Source organism: Grimontia kaedaensis (assembly GCF_023746615.1).
Lineage (GTDB): Bacteria > Pseudomonadota > Gammaproteobacteria > Enterobacterales > Vibrionaceae > Enterovibrio > Enterovibrio kaedaensis.
The window spans coordinates 3,405,406-3,425,254 of sequence record NZ_CP082275.1; the positions used below are offsets into that span (position 1 = coordinate 3,405,406).

Below are 19,849 nucleotides of genomic sequence, written 5' to 3' on the forward strand. Positions count from 1 at the left end.
ATCCCTTAGAAATATCCCTGACGCTTCTTCAATTCCATGGAGGCAGACTGATCGTGGTCGATCGCACGTCCCTGACGCTCACTCGACGTCGCCACCAGCATCTCTTCAATGATCCCTGTCAGGGTGTTGGCTTCCGACTCCACAGCACCAGTCAGTGGGTAACAACCCAGGGTGCGGAAACGGACGCTCTTGTGTTCAATCTCCTCGCCTTCCTGCAGCTTCATACGGTCGTCATCGACCATGATCAGCATGCCGTCACGCTCAACCACTGGACGCACGTCGGACAGGTACAGCGGCACGATATCGATGCCTTCGAGGTAGATGTATTGCCAGATATCCAGCTCGGTCCAGTTCGACAGCGGGAACACGCGGATGCTTTCACCTTTGTTCACCTGACCGTTGTAGGTGTGCCACAGCTCAGGACGCTGGTTCTTTGGATCCCAGACGTGGTTCTTGTCGCGGAAGCTGTAAACACGCTCTTTAGCGCGGCTTTTCTCTTCGTCACGACGCGCACCGCCGAATGCTGCATCAAAACCGTATTTGTTCAGCGCCTGCTTCAAACCTTGGGTTTTCATGATGTCAGTGTGCTTGGAAGAACCATGGTCAAACGGGTTGATGCCCGCTGCCAGACCTTCTGGGTTTTTGTGTACCAGAAGTTCGAAGCCATATTTCTTCGCCGTTTCATCGCGGAACTTGATCATTTCCTTGAACTTCCAGTCAGTGTCGACGTGCAGAAGAGGGAAAGGGATCTTGCCCGGATAGAAGGCTTTACGAGCCAGGTGAAGCATCACGGAACTGTCTTTACCGATGGAGTACATCATCACCGGGTTATCGAATTCCGCCGCCACTTCACGAATGATGTGGATACTTTCTGCCTCAAGCTGTTTGAGGTGGGTAAGAGTTTTGGCTTCCATTCTATGTTGTTTCCTTAGCCTAAATTAACCACGGACGGTGCACGAACATCACCTACCGCTTCGAATGATTGCTTTCCGTACCAGTTCAACTGGTCTGCGAGCTGCACCACTTCACCGACGACGATCAATGCAGGGGAACCTACACCTTCCGCCAGCGACTCCAGCTCGTTGAGTTTGCCTTTATAGATTTTCTGATTGGTACGCGTGCCGTTTTCTATGATTGCAACCGGGGTCTCCGGGTCACGTCCATGCTGAATTAATTGCTGCTGAATATGGGCGCTTTTCATCAGACCCATGTAAATCACCAGCGTCTGGCGACCACGCGCAAGTGTCGCCCAGCGGAAACTGTCATCTTCTTTCTTGAGGTGTCCGGTAATGAACATCGCCGTTTGCGCATAATCGCGGTGTGTCAGCGGAATACCGGCATACGCGGTTGCACCGGCTGCAGCAGTAATGCCCGGTACTACCTGAAATGGAACGCCCGCTTCCTGCAGCACTTGTAGCTCTTCACCACCACGGCCAAACATGAAGGGGTCGCCGCCTTTCAGGCGCACCACGCGGTGGCCTTTCTGCGCATACTTCACCAACATGGCGTTGGTTTCTTCCTGCGATACGCTGTGATAACTCGCGCGCTTACCGACACAAATCAGCTCGGCATCACGGCGGCAAAGCTCCATGATTTCGTCAGACACTAAGTAGTCATAAAGCACCACATCGGCTTGCTGCATCAGTTGCAGCGCACGCAGGGTCAGAAGACCCGGGTCGCCCGGACCAGCACCAATCAGCGCCACTTCACCTTGCAGGGAAACGCCGTCAGTCAGTCGCTCGAGCTCTGCTTTGGCACCTTCTTCGTCGCCAGAAGCAACCAGTGAGGAAAAACGGCCATCAAACGCCATTTCCCAGAACTTGCGACGACCATTCAGGGTCGAGATTTTCTGTTTTAAGGTGTCACGGAAATCGCCAGCCAGTTTTGCCATTCGGCCAACGTGCGACGGGATCAGGGTTTCGAGTTTCTCTCGAATCAATCTTGCTAACACCGGTGATTTACCGGCAGAAGAAATCGCAATCACAATTGGGCTGCGATCAACAATAGAGGGAACAATGAAGCTGCACTTTGGGGTGTCATCCACAACGTTAGCCAGCACACGACGTTTGTCGGCAGCTTTAGAAACCAGCTCATTCACCAGCGGGTTGTCAGTCGCGGCAATTACCAGAAACACGTCATCGAGGTGCTCTGGTTTAAAACCTTCTTTCAGCCACACCAGCTCGCCATTTTCAGCCGCTTCAATAACTTCATGATCCGCTTCAGGTGCCACGATGGTGACAGACGCCCCGGCTTTCATCAGCATGCGCGTTTTGCGCCATGCGACTTCACCGCCGCCGACGACCAGACAAGCACGTCCTTCAAGCTTTGCGAAAATTGGCAAGTAATCCATAGTGTCAGCCCTTTCAATCCATTGAGGCCACTATAGAGAGTTGATGTTATTACTTGAAATTCTAAAAATTCATTTTTTATAACGTTATGGCTATTAGACCTTCACTCTCTTAGCGACGAAATTTTCTCCAACCGCCGCAAAGCCGCGCCAGCACTGCATTCGATTACATATCACTTAATCAAGTCATAGATCACAGTTAGAGATGAAATGTAACTATTCCTAGTCGTCGATATGCAAAATACAGGCACATTTCTGTCCTTGGGAGATAATCATGACTCTTTCAGCCCGTCCGCTTTCCATCGCTGTACTGACCGGTATGCTTACAATGGCAGGCCCAGCAATGGCGGACACCATTAAACTGCGCATCATCGAGACTACCGACATTCACACCAATGTGATGGATTACGACTACTACAAGGACAAGCCGAGTGAAAAAATCGGTCTGGTGCGCACTGCAACGCTCGTGAAGGCTGCACAAGAAGAGGTCGAAAACAGCGTATTGGTCGATAATGGTGACCTAATTCAGGGCAGCCCGATGGGTGACTACATGGCTACGAAAGGTATCGAGAAAGGCGAAGTTCACCCCGTCTATAAGGCAATGAACCTGCTGGACTACGATGTGGGCAACATCGGTAACCACGAATTCAACTACGGCCTCGACTTCCTCGACCGTTCGCTGGAAGGCGCGAAGTTCCCCTATATCTCCGCTAACGTTATTGATGCCAACTCCGGTAAGCACTACTTCAACCCTTACATCATCAAAGAACACACCTTCAAAGACACCGACGGCAACGCTCATCTAGTGAAAGTCGGTTATATCGGTTTTGTACCACCGCAAATCATGGTGTGGGACAAAAAGAACCTTGAAGGCAAAGTGATTGCTGAAGACATCAAAGCCAGCGCTGAAAAGCTGGTGCCAGAGATGAAAGCCAAAGGCGCAGACGTGATTGTGGCAGTGCCGCACTCTGGCCTGTCGCAAGATGAATATAAAGCTATGGCGGAAAACTCGGTGTACTACCTTGCCGATGTTGAAGATATCGATGCCATCGCCTTCGGCCACTCTCACGCCGTGTTCCCAGGCAAAAGCTTTGACAACATCATAGGCGTCGATAACGAAAAGGGCACCATCAAAGGTGTTGCTGCCGTAATGCCGGGCCGCTGGGGCAGCCATGTCGGTATCATGGATCTGCAACTCGACAAGCAAGGCGATGAGTGGGTTGTAACGCCAGTGCAAAGTGAATCGCGCCCTATTTTTGATGGCAAATCACTGGCAGCTGCAGATATGGAAATGCGTAAAGTACTGGCGCATGACCATAAGGGCACCCGCGATTTCGTCAACCAGCCTATCGGTAAAGCTAACGACGTGATGTACAGCTTCCTCTCGCTGGTGCAGGACGACCCAACGGTACAAATTGTTAACCTGGCGCAGAAAGATTACGTCGAACGTTTCATTCAGGGTGACCCGGATCTGGACGGCATTCCAGTACTGTCAGCCGCAGCGCCTTTCAAAGCTGGTGGCCGTAAGAATGACCCAGCGAATTTCACCGAAGTGGAAGCGGGCGAACTGACGTTCCGAAATGCAGCAGATCTCTACCTTTATCCGAATACCTTGGTGGCACTGAAAGTGACCGGTAAAGAAGTGAAAGAGTGGCTGGAATGCAGTGCGGGTCAGTTTAATCAAATCGACCCTCAATCCAGCGCCCAGCAATCACTCATCAACTGGGATGGCTTCCGCACCTACAACTTCGATGTGATTGATGGCGTGAACTATCAGGTAGATATCACCCAGCCAGCACGTTACGACGGTGACTGTACACTGGTTAACGAAGGTGCCGAGCGTATCCAGAACCTGACCTTTAACGGTAAACCTGTCGATATGGCGCAGTCGTTCCTGATTGCAACTAACAACTACCGTGCGTACCTGGGTAAATTCCCTGGTACAGGTAATGACTTCATCGCCTTCGCCTCTCCCGACGAAAACCGCACCGTGGTCGCCAACTACATCAGTGCCGTGACTAAAGAGAAAGGGGAAGTGAAACCGACTGCAGACAACAACTGGTCATTTACTCCTATCGAAACCGACGCTGATCTGAACGTGGTGTTTGAAACCTCACCAAGTGACAAAGCCGCTGATTTCGTAAAAGCCAAAGGTCAGTACCCAATGGAGAAAGTGGGTACTGATGATGTGGGCTTCGCACAGTACCGCATTGACCTGAAAAAATGATTAACGATTGGTTAACTCAATGTTTAATTATTGAAAATCTCCAAAATTGATACAGAAAAACCGCGGCTTTGATCGCGGTTTTTTTATAAGTTATCCGGCTACCCAAAGGGAAATGGGCTATGAAAAAAGTAGCCCAAGAGATTTTTAAAAATCAGGAATAACAATAATGCAATGGATAACCCTGACCTTTGGTCAGTTGTCGACCCGGCAACTCTATGACCTATTGAGGTTGCGCACCGACGTGTTCGTCGTAGAACAGAACTGTCCGTATCCGGAGCTGGACGGTCACGATACCCATCCCGAAACCCGACATTTACTGGGTTACCGTGATGACAAAATGACAGCCTACGCCCGCATTCTGCCAGCCGGCCTCACCTATCCGGAAATGAGTATCGGACGCATTGTGACCGCCAATACCGAACGCGGAAACGGCTGTGGCAGTGAGCTGGTCAAACAAGCCATCATTCAGGCGCATGACGTGTGGCCAAAAGCGCCGATCACCATTGGTGCTCAATATCACCTGCGGGAGTTCTATCATCGTCACGGCTTTGAAGAAATTTCCGAGCAGTATCTGGAAGACGGGATTCCGCACATCGACATGCGCCGCGTCGCAGCCTAATTGGCGGTAAACAGATGTAAAAAAGGCTGCTCCATGGCAGCCTTTCTCTGTTCTCAGCATTTACTTGCGGCGGGCAAAGCTGCCATCTGACAACCGGAAGAAAATCACTGATGCACCCGACGTTTCAATCTGCAGCATGTCCAAGGTACCTTGGTCATTACGCTTAAAGCGAAGCAATTGTCCCGGCTGGATTCGGCTGAGAGGCTTATCGTCACCCTCAATCGATGAGATGGCGTAAAGGTCTGGCAGCGGCAAGTCCTGTGCACGGAAGATGTTAGACAGCGTATCACCGCCCTTCACTTCGTAATTCACCCAATCCGTACTGGCGTTTTGTGAACCCACAGTCTGCGTAGAAATCACCTGCTCACCGTCAGCATCAAAGCCATCGTCGTTGCTGGCTTGCTGTTGTCCAACCGCAAGTGGCAAGGATACGCGCTCACCAACCGTATTAGTCTCCGGCAGAGAGTCCTCGCTTGATGGCCAGATTAAAAGCACGACCAACAACGCGCCCAATACTGAAATCGCGGTGCGGTGTAATTTCGGCAGAGATTGCCAGTGAGGTTGAATACGCTCAACCAAAGGACTCAGCGCAGCCTTCACTTTTTCCAACGCGTTTTTCACGACCTCGCCCAGAGGCGGCGTGGCGGATGCAGTTCCTTTTTCGCGCTTTCCTTTCAAGGTCATTACCTCTCCCAATTTCCTCATGGGGTAGTTCCAGTATCTCAGTCAATCCAATAACTCTGAATACTAGATCTGCAATATCAGCAAAATGTCAGACAGTCGACTTAACCTGAACAATTGTCTGACATTTGTACTTTCAAAGAATTCCGTCCTAATTACAACCTTAAAGCTGTAAGTCGATTTGTCCCGTACGCCCTGTAACTGTTATCCTTGCCCACTTTAAACCCGCAAATAAAGAGAGACGACATGTCTGATGTAAAACTGGAAACCGTAGAGCAGAAAGCAAGCTACGGCATCGGTCTGCAAATGGGTCAGCAACTGGCAGGTTCTGGTCTGGAAGGTCTGAACGTAGATGCAATCGCGAAAGGTATCGCAACCGCTCTGGCGGGTAACATGCCTGAGATTGAGATCGACGAGATCAACAACGCACTGCGTGAACTGCACACTCAAGCGGAAGAAGTTCGCCAAGCGGCAGCAAAAGAAGCAGCGGCAGAAGGCGAAGCTTTCCTGGCTGAGAACGCGAAGCGTGATGAAGTGACTGTGACCGAGTCTGGCCTGCAGTACGAAGTACTGGTTGAAGGTAACGGCGAAATCCCGACTTCTGACAAGCAAGTACGTGTTCACTACCACGGTACCCTGACTGACGGCACTAAGTTCGACAGCTCTGTAGAGCGCGGTCAACCAGCTGAATTCCCGGTAACCGGCGTGATCAAAGGTTGGGTTGAAGCCCTGCAAATGATGCCTGTTGGTTCTAAGTGGAAACTGTACATCCCACAAGACCTGGCATACGGTGAGCGCGGTGCGGGTGCAGCGATTCCTCCTTTCGCGGCACTGGTATTCGAAGTAGAACTGCTGGATATCCTGTAAGTTCTGCTAAAAAAGCCAGCATTTATGCTGGCTTTTTTTGTGCCTGTTGTGCAGCCTTATCCCGCAGCTTCACGATGCTCATCGTCATTGTCTGGATGCTCTTCTGCCATCCACGGCAAGTGGTGCTGGAAGTGATCAGACAGGAAGTCCACAAACAATCTGACCTTAGCTGACAGGTTTCGGTTAAACGGATACACCGCCCAGACTGCTGAATCCGGTGGCTGATAATCAGACAAGACTTCGACCAGCTCGCCGCTAATGATTTTCTGGCTTACGTAATAGTCCGGTAATTGCGCCAAACCCAAACCATGCAAAGCGGCATCCAGTACGGCACTGCCACTGTTTCCATGCCAGCGCCCTTGCGGTTTGATGTTCACCGCGTTGCCGCCATCCTGAAAACTCCAGCTATCCACCAGCCCTATCAGACAATTATGGTTTTGCAGTTCGTCTAAATTGGCAGGTGCGCCGAATTCCTGAAGGTAGGCAGGCGAAGCGCAAACAAAAAGTTTTCGCGGCGCGAGCTTTTTCGCCATCAGGGTACTGTCTTTCAGATCCCCGGTGCGAATCGCCAGGTCATAGCCGTCATGCACCAAATCCACCACGTCATTGGTGAAATGGAACTCCACACTGAGCTTAGGGTGCACCTCAATGAAATCGTTCGCGAGCGGCGCAATGAACTTCTCACCAAACACCGACGGTGCCGTGATTTTCAATGTGCCGACCGGCTCGGTCTGCATTTGGGTGACCAATGCTTCCACCTCGGCGAATTTCTCAATGAGATCGTTACATTGCTCAAAGTACATTTTGCCGACTTCAGTCAGCGTGATTTGTCGTGTTGTACGATAGAGCAAGCGGGTAGTTAGCCGACTTTCCAACGCGTCGATACGACGACTGACATGGGAAGTAGATACCCCCAACTTGCGTGCGGCGGCGGTAAAACTGCCACTGTTGACAACTTCAACAAATTCTTCAACACCACTCCAACGGTTCATCTTTGCCCCACTGAAAAGAAGTTTATTGATGGCTGCAACAATAAAACCCGCCCCTTGACGGTCTGATTGTTATCCTAATGTTAACCCATAATGTGTAGTGCTCTGCCCGACTCCTACTAAGGTATGAGTATTATCAGAATAAAGTAGTATGAGTATCCTTAAATTATTCAAGGAAATCAGTTTTATATGCGCGATATTGTATAGCTTACAAGTCATAAGCATCAGCGCTGAAACAATCCCTGAACCCGATGACTACCGCACCGAGAAGTATCGGGCGGCAGTTCCTGAGACATTAAGTGGTGGTCAGGTCATCGCCTCTGCCGAACAGCTTGCGACTTTTATTAAAGCGCGACGCCCGGTGCTGATTGATGTCTACCCTGCTCCGAACAAACCCGACAACCTTTCACCCGATACGCTATGGATAGAACCTTCACGCGAGACCTTGCCGGGTGCCATCTGGCTTGCCAACGCCGGTCACGGCATTGCACCGGATTCCCTTATCCAACTGCTGAAAAACCAACTCCCTGATGACGCCCCCGTAGTAGTATTTTGCGAGCCCAATTGCTGGCATTCGTGGAATGCCGGAAAACGGGCAATTGAGCTAGGAGCTAAAGAAGTCTATTGGTATCGAGCGGGTGTCAAAGGCTGGAAAGAGGCGGGTTATGCGCTCGAAACGCAGCATCCGGTCAGGCCATGAATCGTCTGCGGGCCATGCTTTTTCTGATGCTTCCATTCTCCGTGCAAGCATCGCTGGAACTTGCATTTAGTGAGGTCGCACCGGGTGTTTTCATGCATCAGGGGAAGATTGCTGATCTGTTTACCGTCGACAGCGATCCGGTCGCCAATATCACCTTTATTGTCGGAGACGAAGCGGTTGCTGTGATTGATACTGGCGGCAGCAAGCAGGCGGGCGAGGCGGTGCTTCGGGCGATTAGGCAACAAACCCACTTAACTATCCGCTTTGTGATCAATACGCATGTCCATCCCGATCATCACTTCGGAAACATTGCCTTTGTCGATGAAAAGCCCGAATTTGTCGCTCATGCCCGTTATCCCGGCGACTTTGACGCCAAATCAGGTTATTACTTGCAACGGCTGACCAATCCATGGTTTACCGGCACCACACCGATTGGGGCAACGCGGGTGATCAATGAAACCACAGAGCTTGATCTCGGTAACCGAACGTTAGTATTGACGCCCCATGAGCGTGCGCACACCCGCCATGATCTCTCAGTGTTCGATCAAAGCTCAGGGACACTGATCACTGGCGATCTGCTGTTTATCGATCATCTACCGACACTGGATGGCAACCTGATTGGCTGGTTGGCAGAAACTGAAAAACTTGAGGCCATGCCCTATAACCAAGTGATCCCGGGGCATGGCCCACTACAAAAATCAAAACAGGCTTTTGAAAAGCAAACGCGCTATCTCTCTTCTCTGGCACAAGCTGTTCGTGCCGCTATCAACGATAACATCGATATCAACACAGCCAGCACCACCGTCATGCCGTCTCCCGGGGGGTGGAAACTTTATGGAGAGTTTCATCCTCGCAATGTGATTCAGGCTTACAAGGAGTTGGAATGGGAATGATGAGAGGATTCTCCTATGAAAATAACGCCCCTGCTGCTGTCAGTACTGCTCACTGCCCTGCCACTGCAAAGCTTTGCTGAACCCGAAACCGAAAGCGCCACCTGGCCCCTGATCCGTGACAGCCTGTTTCCCGGCTCACCTGACATTGTCGAAAGTGAAGAGATTGTTTCGCTGACCGCGCCGAAACGCGCTATTGATGCTGCACTGGTGCCACTTGAAGTGAGGGTCAATGTGCGTCAGGGCGATACAAACCCTATTGAGCGCATACATCTTATTGTCGATAACAACCCATCGCCGATTGTCGGCAGCTTCGACATGAGCCCCAATAATGGTATCGCTAATATCGCTACCCGCGTCAGGGTCAATGCCTATAGTCCGGTTCGGGTGATAGCCCAAACCGCCGATGGCAAGCTCCATATGCACAGTAAGTTCGTCAAAGCCTCGGGGGGTTGCTCAGCCCCTGCAGGTGCTGATGACATGCTGGCGCGCCAGCGAATGGGCAGGATGAAACTGAAAGATCTGGCGGGTGAGAACTCGCGCATGATGCAACTTTTGATCAGTCATCCCAACTACAGCGGCCTGCAAATCGACCAGCTAACGCGTCACTGGATTCCATCCGACTACGTGAGTGACGTAAATATTACGCTCGAGGGTGAACCTGTCATGCGCTTTAACGGGGGTATCTCCATCAGTGAGAATCCCACATTTACTTTTCATCTTGATAAAGGCAAAACCGGTAAATTGAAAGCCGACGTGAAAGACTCTACTGGTCGTGAATTTTCCAGCGAATGGGACATTTGATATCAGCTCTGCGAAGTCTCATAAAAAAACGTTACAACAGCGGTGCCGTATCCCAATGACTTTTAAGGGTATGGCACCTGATGCTTATGCCATCTATTGACTCCCTTCCCTGAAATAAGACATATAAAGTGTCAGGTTTTTCGAAGACTTAGCGCCACAATCCCACCCCTAAAACATTGTTGCCCGCGGACAAAAGTGTTGTGTCCTTTTCCTCCTCACACAACCCCAAAAGCTGCCATACACTCAATTCACGACGTTTTGACCTCAACATGCGGCACGGATTGCTGCGCCAGATAGTTGAATCGAAATGATCTCTGGATTTTTCAATAAACGCGAAACCGCCTAAGTTGTAGATCGCGAATGTCGCCAACACGCCACGATGGGGTTACAGACAGAGCGAACATTGGCTAACACAGCGTCCCCACAACTCCGCGGAACACGCAAACAAATTGAGTCAAGCCGAAGTCAGGATGCCCTTGGTGTCCGGCTTAACGTGCTGTCACGGAGGAAGTAAATATGATCGGTGCTGTAAGGTTACGACGCTGCCTGGCGGCAGTCGCCACGTTATCCCTCACCCTGCTGTTTCCCGCAGCTTCGCAAGCGAATGATGAGCTCATCAAGCTACAGAACGATCCAAACCAATGGGTCATGTGGGGCGGTGATTACTCGGGGACTCGCTATAGCCCTCTCAATCAGATCAACGCAGAAAATGCCAAAGATCTTCAGGTGGCCTGGACATTCTCAACGGGCGTTTTAAGAGGTCATGAAGGCGGTCCACTTGTGTTGGGTGACACCATGTTCATCCATACCCCTTTTCCCAACAAAGTCTTCTCTATCGACCTCAAAACCCAGGCACTTAACTGGGTCTATGAACCAAAACAGGATTCCTCGGTCATTGCTGTGATGTGTTGCGACACAGTTAACCGCGGCCTTGCCTATGCTGACGGCAAGATCTTCCTGCAACAAGCTGATACCACGCTCGTCGCGCTGGATCAGAAAACCGGTAAGGTGGCCTGGAAAGTGGTGAACGGCGACCCTAAAGTCGGCGCGACCAATACTAACGCGCCATTAGTGGTGAAAGACAAGATCATCACAGGTATCAGTGGCGGTGAATTTGGTGTTCGCGGTTATCTCACGGCTTACAACATCAAAGACGGCAGTGTTGCTTGGCGCGCCTACAGCACAGGCCCGGACGAAGAAATGCTGGTCGACCCTGAAAAAACCATGGAAATGCTTAAGCCCATCGGCAAAGATGCCAGCCTGAAAACCTGGGAAGGCGATCAGTGGAAGATTGGTGGCGGTACCACCTGGGGTTGGTTTAGCTACGATCCTGAACTGAATCTTATCTACTACGGCACAGGGAACCCAAGCACCTGGAACCCTTCCCAGCGCCCTGGCGACAACAAATATTCCATGACCATCATGGCGCGCGATGCGGACACGGGTATGGCGAAATGGCTCTACCAAATGACACCGCATGATGAGTGGGATTACGACGGCGTCAACGAGATGATCCTGGTTGACAAGAAGTTCAAGGGTAAAAACCGCAAACTGCTGGTGCACTTTGACCGAAATGGCTTTGGTTACACTCTGGATCGTGTCACAGGCGAGCTGCTGGTCGCAGAGAAATTTGACCCTGCAGTGAACTGGGCGACCCATGTGGATATGGAAACCGGCCGTCCACAAGTTGTTGCTAAGTACTCGACCGCCCAAAACGGTGAGGATGTCGATACCAAAGGCATATGTCCTGCCGCGCTTGGTTCAAAAGACCAACAACCGGCGACTTATAGTCCACGCACTGGCCTCTTCTACGTTCCAACCAACCATGTATGTATGAACTACGAACCGTTCGAAGTTTCCTACACCGCAGGACAACCTTATGTCGGTGCAACCCTTTCTATGTTCCCTGCCCCGGATAGCCATGGCGGTCTGGGTAACTTCATTGCCTGGGATGCGGAGAAAGGTGAAATCGTCTGGTCGGTGCCGGAGCCATTCTCTGTCTGGAGTGGCGCGCTGGCGACAGGTGGCGGCGTGGTGTTCTACGGTACGCTGGAAGGCTACCTGAAAGCAGTGGATGAGAAGACCGGCAAGGAGCTTTACCGCTTCAAAACCCCATCCGGCATCATCGGCAACGTCAATACCTACATGCATGATGGCAAGCAGTATGTCGCCGTACTCTCCGGTATCGGTGGCTGGGCTGGCATCGGCATGGCCGCCGGGCTTGAAGGAGATACTGATGGCCTGGGTGCAGTAGGTGCATACCGCAAATTGTCTGACTACACCCAGCTGGGCGGTGTGTTAACAGTCTTTGCTCTGCCTAACTAAATCAAAAATAAAAACTAAGGGGAGTATCTACTCCCCTTTCTCAGCTCTGATGCACTGCATCAGGTTGAGTTGCCTTTGGGGCATCTAAACTCAACAAGCAGCAAAAGGATAATGCGTATGGCTAAGACGTTAATAGGGTCACTCTTATTGTTTTTGGGGCTGGTAAGTAGCGCTTTTGCAGAAGAATACGAAGTACGCGCCGTCGGCGTGAAATTCGACCCCATGTTCGTCATTCTCCAACCGGGAGATAGGGTAAGTTGGACCAATATGCCCGCTCATCTTATTGAAACCATTGATGCCATGGTGCCGGAAGGCACAGAGAAAATTCAGACTGAACTCGGCGTAGACGTAAGCTTTGTCTTTGATAACGAAGGCATCTATGTCTACAAATGTACCCCGCATTGGGGTGCGCGCATGGGTGGTATTTTATTGGTCGGTAACCCATCCGATATCGAAGGCACCATCGATGCATACTTCGCCGAAATCAAGAAAGACAAATCTCTGCTCCCTGCCAAAGGGCTGCTGAAAAAATTCAAAAAGCATCTTGAAGCCGAAGGCGTGCTTTAGAGGTGTTGATGTAAAGGAGTCAGCTTATGCAAGCAGTTAAAAGAATAAGCGTACTTGTTATCCCTGCCCTGTTTTTACTGGCAGCACCAGCCAGTGCCAACGACTTTCCGACCCTTGAGCGCGTGAAATATGTGCAGGAGTGTATGGCTTTGAAAGGCGGACCAACCTACGTGAACATGTATGGATGCAGCTGTGTGATTGACAAAATTGCCAGCCAAATGACCTTCGAAGAATACGTCCATGCCGATGCGTTCGTGCGTCTTCGCAACATGCGTGGAGAACGGGGCGGTTACTTCCGTTCGTCCAAAGACAGCCGCAGCGCGCGCAAAGGACTTCTGACCATTCGCGATGACGCCGAGCACGAGTGCTTTGTGTCCCAGCAAGTCACCGCAGCTGCCAAGTAGGAGGTCAGCATGAAGTCTTTGTTTTCGCTTTTTGTCATATCGCTCTCACTGGCGTTCACCAGTTCATCTCTCGCGGCAGAAAAATCCTTTCCATCCCCCCTGCCGGACAAACTCCGTGTCTGCGCAGATCCCAATAATTTGCCCTACTCCAACCGTGAGCAACAAGGATTCGAGAATAAAATCGCAGAGCAACTTGGTGATTATTTCGGGCTCGATGTGGAATATGCCTGGTTTCCCCAGCGTATGGGCTTTATCCGTAACACGCTGAAGAACTGGTCTGATAATAACGGTCGCTTTGCCTGTGATTTGGTCATTGGTGTACCCGTTCAGTTTGACATTGCGGCCACCACCAAGCCCTATTACCGCTCAGCCTATTCACTTCTTTTCAAAAAAGAAGGGGCGTTAGCAAAGGTAGATAGTCAACAGGCGATGGCTGATTTGCCAGCATCGGTGAAACAGTCATTAAAAGTGGCTGCCTTTGCGCCGTCCCCTGCGGTTTCATGGCTGCGTGAAAACGGTTTTAAAGATAATACCGAGTTTTTCCGCATCATGAACGGAGACCCGGAAGACTACCCAGGCAAGATGGTAAAACGGGTAGCGGATGGTGAGTACGATGTCCTGGTGATTTGGGGGCCTATTGCCGGTTATTTTGCCAAGAACCAGTCTGAAGTCACCGTCGTCCCGATGACCTCAGAAGGCAGTAAGGTGTTTGATTTCGCCATCTCGATGGGAGTGCGATACGGTGAGCGTCCGTGGAAAGAAACGGTCGAAATGGCAATGGATGCCAACGCTCCGCAAATTGCCATGATCCTTCAGGATTATGGCGTTCCTGTCGTAGAGGCATCATCCAAACCAAGGCGAGATGATGATGATGATTGACCGCTATACGGGCAGCCTGACTGCCCGTTTTTTCTTGTCTACCCCCACAGCGCTCGTGATAACAGCGCTGTTTTTCAGTGCCTCCTCACTCTCCTCTGGTATTGCTGTCCTCAATTTTGAGCTTGCAGACTTAACCCAGGTCGACAACAACACTGAAGAAGTCATACGCACTGCCAGCCTAGCTCCAATGCTACGAAAGGCGCTGAATGGCGAACATGGATATGACACGGTACAGATTCCACTCGACGCCTATGAAAATGCCAATCAAGGGTTTGGTTACCTGTTTGAACATGCGGACTCCGCTGCTGAACTTGGCGAGAGTCTTGGCGCTGACTGGATAGTCATCACCCGGCTCCATAAACCCAGCTTCCTGTTTTCCTATCTGATTGTTCAGGTCGTCAACGTGAAATCAAAGCTTGCTTACCCTGAACTGATTGTCGAAATCAAAGGCCAGCAAAGTGAATTGAATCAACGGGGCATCAAAAAACTTGCTGAGAAGATTCATAGCCAGATAAAGCGGTTATTACGAACCACACCTTAATGGGCCTCAGAACTGATGTTTCTGGCTTTACCGCATGTAAACCATTTTACGCCAGACACGGAGCGTACTTTCGAAAATTACTGACTCGTCACGAGCGGCAATAAAAAAGCGATGCTAGATAGCATCGCTTTTTTCGTTCTGTTTGGGCGTTTTAAATGCCCGCGCCGTCGCTCACATCGTCTTCATGCAGACCACATTCGCGCTTTAGGCCGAAGAAGCGGGTTTCTTCTTCTGACATGCCATCTTCCAGCTTACGGGTGGTATGCACATCACCCACAGACACATAACCTTGATCCCACAATGGATGATACGGCAGGTCATATTCTTTCAGGTAGTAGTGCACGTCTTTGTTCGTCCAATCGATGACTGGCAGGAACTTAAACACACCGTTCTGGATACCCAGAATAGGCAGAGTCTGACGTGAACTGGACTGGTCGCGGCGAAGGCCAGAGAACCAGGTGCCAACGTTCAGCTCGTCCAGCGCACGGCGCATTGGCTCCACCTTATTCAGGCGGTTGTAGCGCTCGATGCCTTCGACACCTTGCTCCCAAAGCTTACCGTACTGCGCTTCCTGCCATGCTGAGCTCTGCTCTGCGCGGTAGACGCGAAGGTCGAGTTTCAGGCGCGCTGTCAGTTCATCAATAAACTGATAGGTTTCCGGGAACAGGTAGCCAGTGTCAGTCAGGATAACCGGAGTGTCCGGCTTTTCCTGTGTCACCAGGTGCAGCATCACCGCCGCCTGAATACCAAAGCTTGATGACAGGGCGAACTCGCCCTGCAGGTTTTCCAACGCCCAGCGAACCCGCTCCTGCGCTGACATGCTTTCAAGCTCAGCATTAATTGGCGCTAGTTCTAAAATTTGCTCAGCCTTAGTGCGGCCAAGCAGATCGGACAGTTGAAACTTAGGCATAGAAATCCCTCTTAGAGACTTTCACTTCCGCAATAATGCCAGCGCGGATAACAAAATCACCGAAGCCTTCGCCGTCGTTGCGCTCGGTTGCCCAGCGGCCAACAAGCGCATCGATCTCTTCCAGGATCTGTGCGTCGGTAATGTTCTCTTTATACATTTTAGGCACGCGGGTACCTTCACGGTTACCACCCAGGTGCAGGTTGTATCGACCCGGCGCTTTACCCACCAGACCAATTTCAGCCAGCATCGCGCGGCCACAACCGTTTGGACAGCCAGTGACACGGAAGATGATGTGATCATCACCTACGCCGTGCTTCTCCAGCACGCTTTCAATCTCGGTCACAAAGCCCGGCAGGAAGCGCTCTGCTTCAGCCATCGCCAACGGACAGGTTGGGAAAGCCACACACGCCATCGAGTTCTTACGCTGCTCGCTTACGCCGTCATCCATCAGGCCGTGCTCACGGGCAATCTTCTCGATTTTCGCCTTGTTAGACTTGGACACACCCGCGATGATCAGGTTCTGGTTAGCGGTCATGCGGAAATCACCCTTGTGGATTTTCGCAATCTCAGCCACACCGGTTTTCAGCGGCTTGCCTGGGTAATCCAGTAAGCGACCGTTTTCGATAAACAGCGCTAGGTGGTGCTTACCGTCGATGCCTTCAACCCAACCCAGACGGTCACCACGGTCAGTGAACTCGTACGGACGGCTTGCTTGGAACTTCACGTCTGCGCGCTTTTCCACTTCCGCTTTGAACACGTCAGTGCCAACGCGATCCAGTGTGTATTTAGTCTTCGCATTCTTACGGTTAGAACGGTTACCCCAGTCACGCTGTGTGGTCACAACCGCTGCCGCGACATCCAACGTTTTATCCAGCGGGATAAAGCCCAGATCGTCCGCTTTACGCGGATAAGTGCTGGTGTCACCGTGGGTCATTGCAAGGCCACCACCGACCAGTACGTTAAAACCAACCAGCTTGCCATTATCTGCAATCGCCACAAAGTTCAGGTCGTTTGCATGCACATCCACATCATTTTGCGGTGGGATCACGACAGTGGTTTTAAATTTACGTGGCAGGTAGTTGGAACCCAGGATAGGTTCTTCATCCTGATGTCCTTCTACCTTCTCACCGTCCAGCCAGATTTCCGCGTAAGCGCGGGTTTTTGGCAGAAGGTGCTCACTAATCTTGGCTGCCCACTCGTAGGCTTCCTGATGCAGCTCAGATTCCACAGGATTCGTGGTACACAGCACGTTACGGTTCACGTCACCCGCTGTTGCTATGGAATCGATACCGATTTTGTTCAGCGTCTGGTGCATCAGCTTGATGTTTGGTTTCAACACACCGTGGAACTGGAACGTCTGGCGCGTAGTCAGACGGATACTGCCGTACATGGTGTGTTCTGTCGCGAACTCATCAATCGCCAGCCACTGTTTTGGCGTGATAATACCGCCTGGCATACGGGCACGCAGCATCACATTGTGCAGTGGCTCCAGCTTCTGCTTTTGACGCTCAGCGCGGATATCACGGTCGTCCTGCTGATACATGCCGTGGAATCGGATCAGCTGGAAGTTGTCTGCGGTAAAACCACCTGTCACTGGATCAGACAGATCCTGCTCGATAGTGCCGCGAAGAAAATCACTTTCGCGCTTCAGACGTTCGTTATCTGACAATGGGCCCAGCTCTTGGCCCAACACGACTTGCTTGTCACTCATTAATACACATCCTTTTGATAGCGCTTCGCCTTACGCAGTTCGTTCAAATAGTTTTCTGCGTCTTCTCGGCTCTTACCGCCCTGCTCCTGGGCAACCGTAATCAATGCTTCATGAACGTCTTTGGCCATGTAGGTCGCGTCACCACAGATGTAGAGGTAAGCACCGTCTTGCAGCCATTGCCATACTTCTTTGCCTTGCTCGACAATCTTATGCTGAACATACACTTTCTCAGCTTGATCGCGGCTAAAGGCGAGGTCGATTTTGCTCAGCAGACCGTCTTTGAGGAATTTCTGCCACTCGACTTGATACAGGAAGTCTTGGGTGAAGGTACGGTCGCCAAAGAACAACCAGTTCTTACCTTCTGCACCACGGGCATCACGCTCTTGCATGAAGGCACGGAATGGCGCAATACCTGTACCTGGGCCGACCATGATGACAGGTGCCTTGTCGTCTGCTGGCAGTTTAAAGTTGTTATTGTGTTCGATGAACACTTTCACAGACTCTGCGTCTTCAGCACGTTGCGACAGGAAGCCTGATGCACCACCAAAACGGGTGTTGTCACCGTTTTGGAATTCCACCAGACCCACAGTCAGGTGCACTTCTTCACCCACTTCTTCCTGGCTTGAAGCAATCGAGTACAAGCGAGGCGTCAGCTTACGAAGCAGACCAGCCAGTTGCTCAGCGGTCAGCTTGGTTTTCTTCTCGCCCAGCACGTCAACCACTTGGGTGTTGTTGGCGTATTGGCGCAGCTTGTCTTTGTCTTCTGCGAGCTTTTGCAGTTTTTTGCTGCCAGAAAGTTCTGCAATCGCAGCCACTTGTTGCGGGTTCGCTGCAGTGATTTCGAACTTCTCGATCAACGCTTGGCGCAGTGGAAGGGATTCACCCGCCACTTCAACCGTTTCATCACCTGTCAGACCCACTTTCGCGAGGATTTCATCAGCAAGTTCAGGACTATTGGTGTAGTAAACACCCAGGGCATCGCCCGGCTGGTAAGTCAGACCTGACTCACCCAAATCGATTTCGATATGGCGAACGTCTTTGCCTGAATCACGGCCAGTGATCTTCTGGTTTGCTACCAACTCTGCCGCATAAGGGTTTTGCTTGTTATAGGCAGAAGCCGCGCCTGCAGTGGTGGCTGCGTGCAGTGGCACAACCACTTCATCTTCACCACCGCCAATGGTTTCTTTCACTTTCGCCAGAACGTCGCTGCTCCAGCTTTCTGCTTCTGCTTCGTAATCCACGTCGCAGTCAACACGCGGTGCGATAGCTTTCGCGCCCAGCTTAGACAGGTAAGTGTCGAAGTCTTTACCGGTCTGGCAGAAGAACTCGTAGCTTGAATCACCCAAGCCCAACACCGCGTATTGCAGTTTGTCGAGTTTCGGCGCTTTCTTTGATTGCAGGAATTCGTGCAGGGAAATCGCATTATCTGGCGGCTCGCCTTCACCGTTGGTCGACGCCACGATGATAAGGTGCGTTTCTTTCGCCAGGTCACGCGGTTTGTAGTCATCTGCTGAATACAGAGAAACCTCTACGCCATCCGCCTTGGCTTTTGCTTCCAAAGCTTCCGCCACGCCTTTTGCGTTTCCGGTTTGAGAGGCATAAATGATAGTCAGCTTACCCGCAGGTTTCGCCGCAGTGGCAACCGCTTGGGCAAGAGGTTGAGGGTTAGCACCCGCTGCCGCCGGAGTTTGGCTCAAACCCCAGAAATAACCGCTGATCCAAGCCAGCTGTTGTGGCGACAACTCTGCCACGGCCTGCTGCAGTTGGCCGATCTGCTGGTCATTAAGCGGACTCGCCAGCGCAGAAAGTTCCTTGAGTAACATGTCACGACATTCCTTTATTATTGCGTGAGCATAGATTAGCTATTCGCCGTAATAACTAGAAAGAATAGAAATGCATGTTTTATAACCTTGCGTTAGATCACACAGGTATAAGGAATGATGCCTGAAAGCTGAATAACTGAGATCACTACAAAATCACAGCAAGCCACACACCCAGCCTACAGCCGGGTGATTCCGGAAAGAACTTAAGCAAAAGATTTTTGCAGGAAGGGAAGGCCGTGCGCTTAGGCGTCGACGATTCTCACTTGGTGAAAGCCAATGTCCAACGCGTTTTCAGTGGCCATATCGACATCACCGAAGCATTGTTCAATGCCGTTGCCATCCGTTAAAGGTACCAATCCGCCACGGGCATGACGGAATTCAACAATCCAACCATCACTGGACAGTGATGGCTCTACCACGGCTTCGACTAACATTTGCTGGGAATAGAGATTACGAAGTTCTGATTTTGTCATCGCACTTTCCTGCTGCTTTGCCAAATCAACGCGTTACGTCGAAACAAACGTAACAATAACCACACGTTTCGTTAGGAAAAGCATAGACCCGC

Annotated in this window: 19 protein-coding genes; 11 read left to right on the forward strand and 8 right to left on the reverse strand. The window is 51.2% G+C overall.

Translation table 11 applies throughout. The features are described 5' to 3' along the window. Positions 1–5: 5 nt before the first annotated feature. Positions 6–914: a sulfate adenylyltransferase subunit CysD gene (gene cysD, locus K6Q96_RS15210; RefSeq protein WP_002536513.1), complete on the reverse strand. Its 909-nt coding sequence runs from the start codon at positions 912–914 to the stop codon at positions 6–8. 14 nt (positions 915–928) lie between these two features. Then, the gene (cysG, locus tag K6Q96_RS15215; protein WP_251876706.1) at positions 929–2,350 is read right to left on the reverse strand and encodes a siroheme synthase CysG; all 1,422 of its coding nucleotides are present in this window, start codon (positions 2,348–2,350) and stop codon (positions 929–931) included. Positions 2,351–2,621: 271 nt separating this feature from the next. Here cysG and K6Q96_RS15220 point away from each other — a divergent pair, with 271 nt between their 5' ends. Further along, positions 2,622–4,574: a bifunctional 2',3'-cyclic-nucleotide 2'-phosphodiesterase/3'-nucleotidase gene (locus K6Q96_RS15220; RefSeq protein WP_251876707.1), complete on the forward strand. Its 1,953-nt coding sequence runs from the start codon at positions 2,622–2,624 to the stop codon at positions 4,572–4,574. A 166-nt stretch (positions 4,575–4,740) separates the two neighbouring features. Beyond that, the gene (locus K6Q96_RS15225; RefSeq protein WP_251876708.1) at positions 4,741–5,193 is read left to right on the forward strand and encodes a GNAT family N-acetyltransferase; all 453 of its coding nucleotides are present in this window, start codon (positions 4,741–4,743) and stop codon (positions 5,191–5,193) included. Positions 5,194–5,253: 60 nt separating this feature from the next. On the opposite strand, the gene K6Q96_RS15230 is transcribed toward K6Q96_RS15225, so the two are convergent. Continuing rightward, positions 5,254–5,877, reverse strand: coding sequence for a LysM-like peptidoglycan-binding domain-containing protein (locus K6Q96_RS15230; protein ID WP_251876709.1), 624 nt, complete (start codon positions 5,875–5,877; stop codon positions 5,254–5,256). Between the two features lie 243 nt (positions 5,878–6,120). Here K6Q96_RS15230 and bamJ point away from each other — a divergent pair, with 243 nt between their 5' ends. Continuing rightward, on the forward strand, positions 6,121–6,741 hold the full coding sequence (gene bamJ, locus K6Q96_RS15235; RefSeq protein ID WP_002539493.1) for a BamJ family beta-barrel-assembly machinery protein: 621 nt from the start codon (positions 6,121–6,123) through the stop codon (positions 6,739–6,741). A 56-nt stretch (positions 6,742–6,797) separates the two neighbouring features. Here bamJ and K6Q96_RS15240 read toward each other — a convergent pair whose 3' ends face one another. Beyond that, the gene (locus K6Q96_RS15240) at positions 6,798–7,733 is read right to left on the reverse strand and encodes a LysR family transcriptional regulator (protein WP_251876710.1); all 936 of its coding nucleotides are present in this window, start codon (positions 7,731–7,733) and stop codon (positions 6,798–6,800) included. Positions 7,734–7,881: 148 nt separating this feature from the next. Between K6Q96_RS15240 and K6Q96_RS15245 the strand changes: the two genes are divergently transcribed. The 8 genes from K6Q96_RS15245 (at position 7,882) to K6Q96_RS15280 (ending at position 14,840) form a co-directional block, all read left to right on the forward strand. Next, entirely contained in the window at positions 7,882–8,430 is a 549-nt protein-coding gene (locus K6Q96_RS15245; RefSeq protein WP_251876711.1) for a rhodanese-like domain-containing protein, read from the forward strand. Further along, complete coding sequence (locus tag K6Q96_RS15250) at positions 8,427–9,323, forward strand: quinoprotein relay system zinc metallohydrolase 2 (RefSeq protein WP_251876712.1); 897 nt, start codon at positions 8,427–8,429, stop codon at positions 9,321–9,323. Before K6Q96_RS15245 ends, K6Q96_RS15250 begins: the two co-directional genes overlap by 4 nt. A 15-nt stretch (positions 9,324–9,338) precedes the next feature. Then, positions 9,339–10,124, forward strand: coding sequence for a quinoprotein dehydrogenase-associated SoxYZ-like carrier (locus tag K6Q96_RS15255; RefSeq protein WP_251876713.1), 786 nt, complete (start codon positions 9,339–9,341; stop codon positions 10,122–10,124). Between the two features lie 516 nt (positions 10,125–10,640). Continuing rightward, positions 10,641–12,449, forward strand: a complete 1,809-nt coding sequence (locus K6Q96_RS15260; RefSeq protein ID WP_251876714.1) for a methanol/ethanol family PQQ-dependent dehydrogenase — start codon at positions 10,641–10,643, stop codon at positions 12,447–12,449. Positions 12,450–12,566: 117 nt separating this feature from the next. After that, on the forward strand, positions 12,567–13,016 hold the full coding sequence (locus K6Q96_RS15265; RefSeq protein ID WP_251876715.1) for a plastocyanin/azurin family copper-binding protein: 450 nt from the start codon (positions 12,567–12,569) through the stop codon (positions 13,014–13,016). 26 nt (positions 13,017–13,042) lie between these two features. After that, the gene (locus K6Q96_RS15270; protein WP_062666584.1) at positions 13,043–13,420 is read left to right on the forward strand and encodes a hypothetical protein; all 378 of its coding nucleotides are present in this window, start codon (positions 13,043–13,045) and stop codon (positions 13,418–13,420) included. A 9-nt stretch (positions 13,421–13,429) separates the two neighbouring features. Next, on the forward strand, positions 13,430–14,299 hold the full coding sequence (locus tag K6Q96_RS15275) for a quinoprotein dehydrogenase-associated putative ABC transporter substrate-binding protein (protein ID WP_251876716.1): 870 nt from the start codon (positions 13,430–13,432) through the stop codon (positions 14,297–14,299). After that, positions 14,286–14,840, forward strand: a complete 555-nt coding sequence (locus K6Q96_RS15280; protein ID WP_251876717.1) for a DUF2380 domain-containing protein — start codon at positions 14,286–14,288, stop codon at positions 14,838–14,840. The genes K6Q96_RS15275 and K6Q96_RS15280 overlap by 14 nt, the downstream gene beginning before the upstream one ends. Before the next feature lie 151 nt (positions 14,841–14,991). Here K6Q96_RS15280 and K6Q96_RS15285 read toward each other — a convergent pair whose 3' ends face one another. The 4 genes from K6Q96_RS15285 to K6Q96_RS15300 form a co-directional block, all read right to left on the reverse strand. Then, positions 14,992–15,750, reverse strand: coding sequence for a phosphoadenylyl-sulfate reductase (locus K6Q96_RS15285; RefSeq protein ID WP_251876718.1), 759 nt, complete (start codon positions 15,748–15,750; stop codon positions 14,992–14,994). Next, a complete protein-coding gene (gene cysI / locus K6Q96_RS15290) occupies positions 15,743–17,461 on the reverse strand; it encodes an assimilatory sulfite reductase (NADPH) hemoprotein subunit (RefSeq protein ID WP_251876719.1) in 1,719 nt (572 codons plus the stop codon). The genes K6Q96_RS15285 and cysI overlap by 8 nt, the downstream gene beginning before the upstream one ends. Next, entirely contained in the window at positions 17,461–19,284 is a 1,824-nt protein-coding gene (locus K6Q96_RS15295; RefSeq protein WP_251876720.1) for an assimilatory sulfite reductase (NADPH) flavoprotein subunit, read from the reverse strand. The genes cysI and K6Q96_RS15295 overlap by 1 nt, the downstream gene beginning before the upstream one ends. 242 nt (positions 19,285–19,526) lie before the next feature. Continuing rightward, positions 19,527–19,757, reverse strand: coding sequence for a hypothetical protein (locus tag K6Q96_RS15300; protein ID WP_002539472.1), 231 nt, complete (start codon positions 19,755–19,757; stop codon positions 19,527–19,529). Between the last annotated feature and the right edge of the window lie 92 nt (positions 19,758–19,849).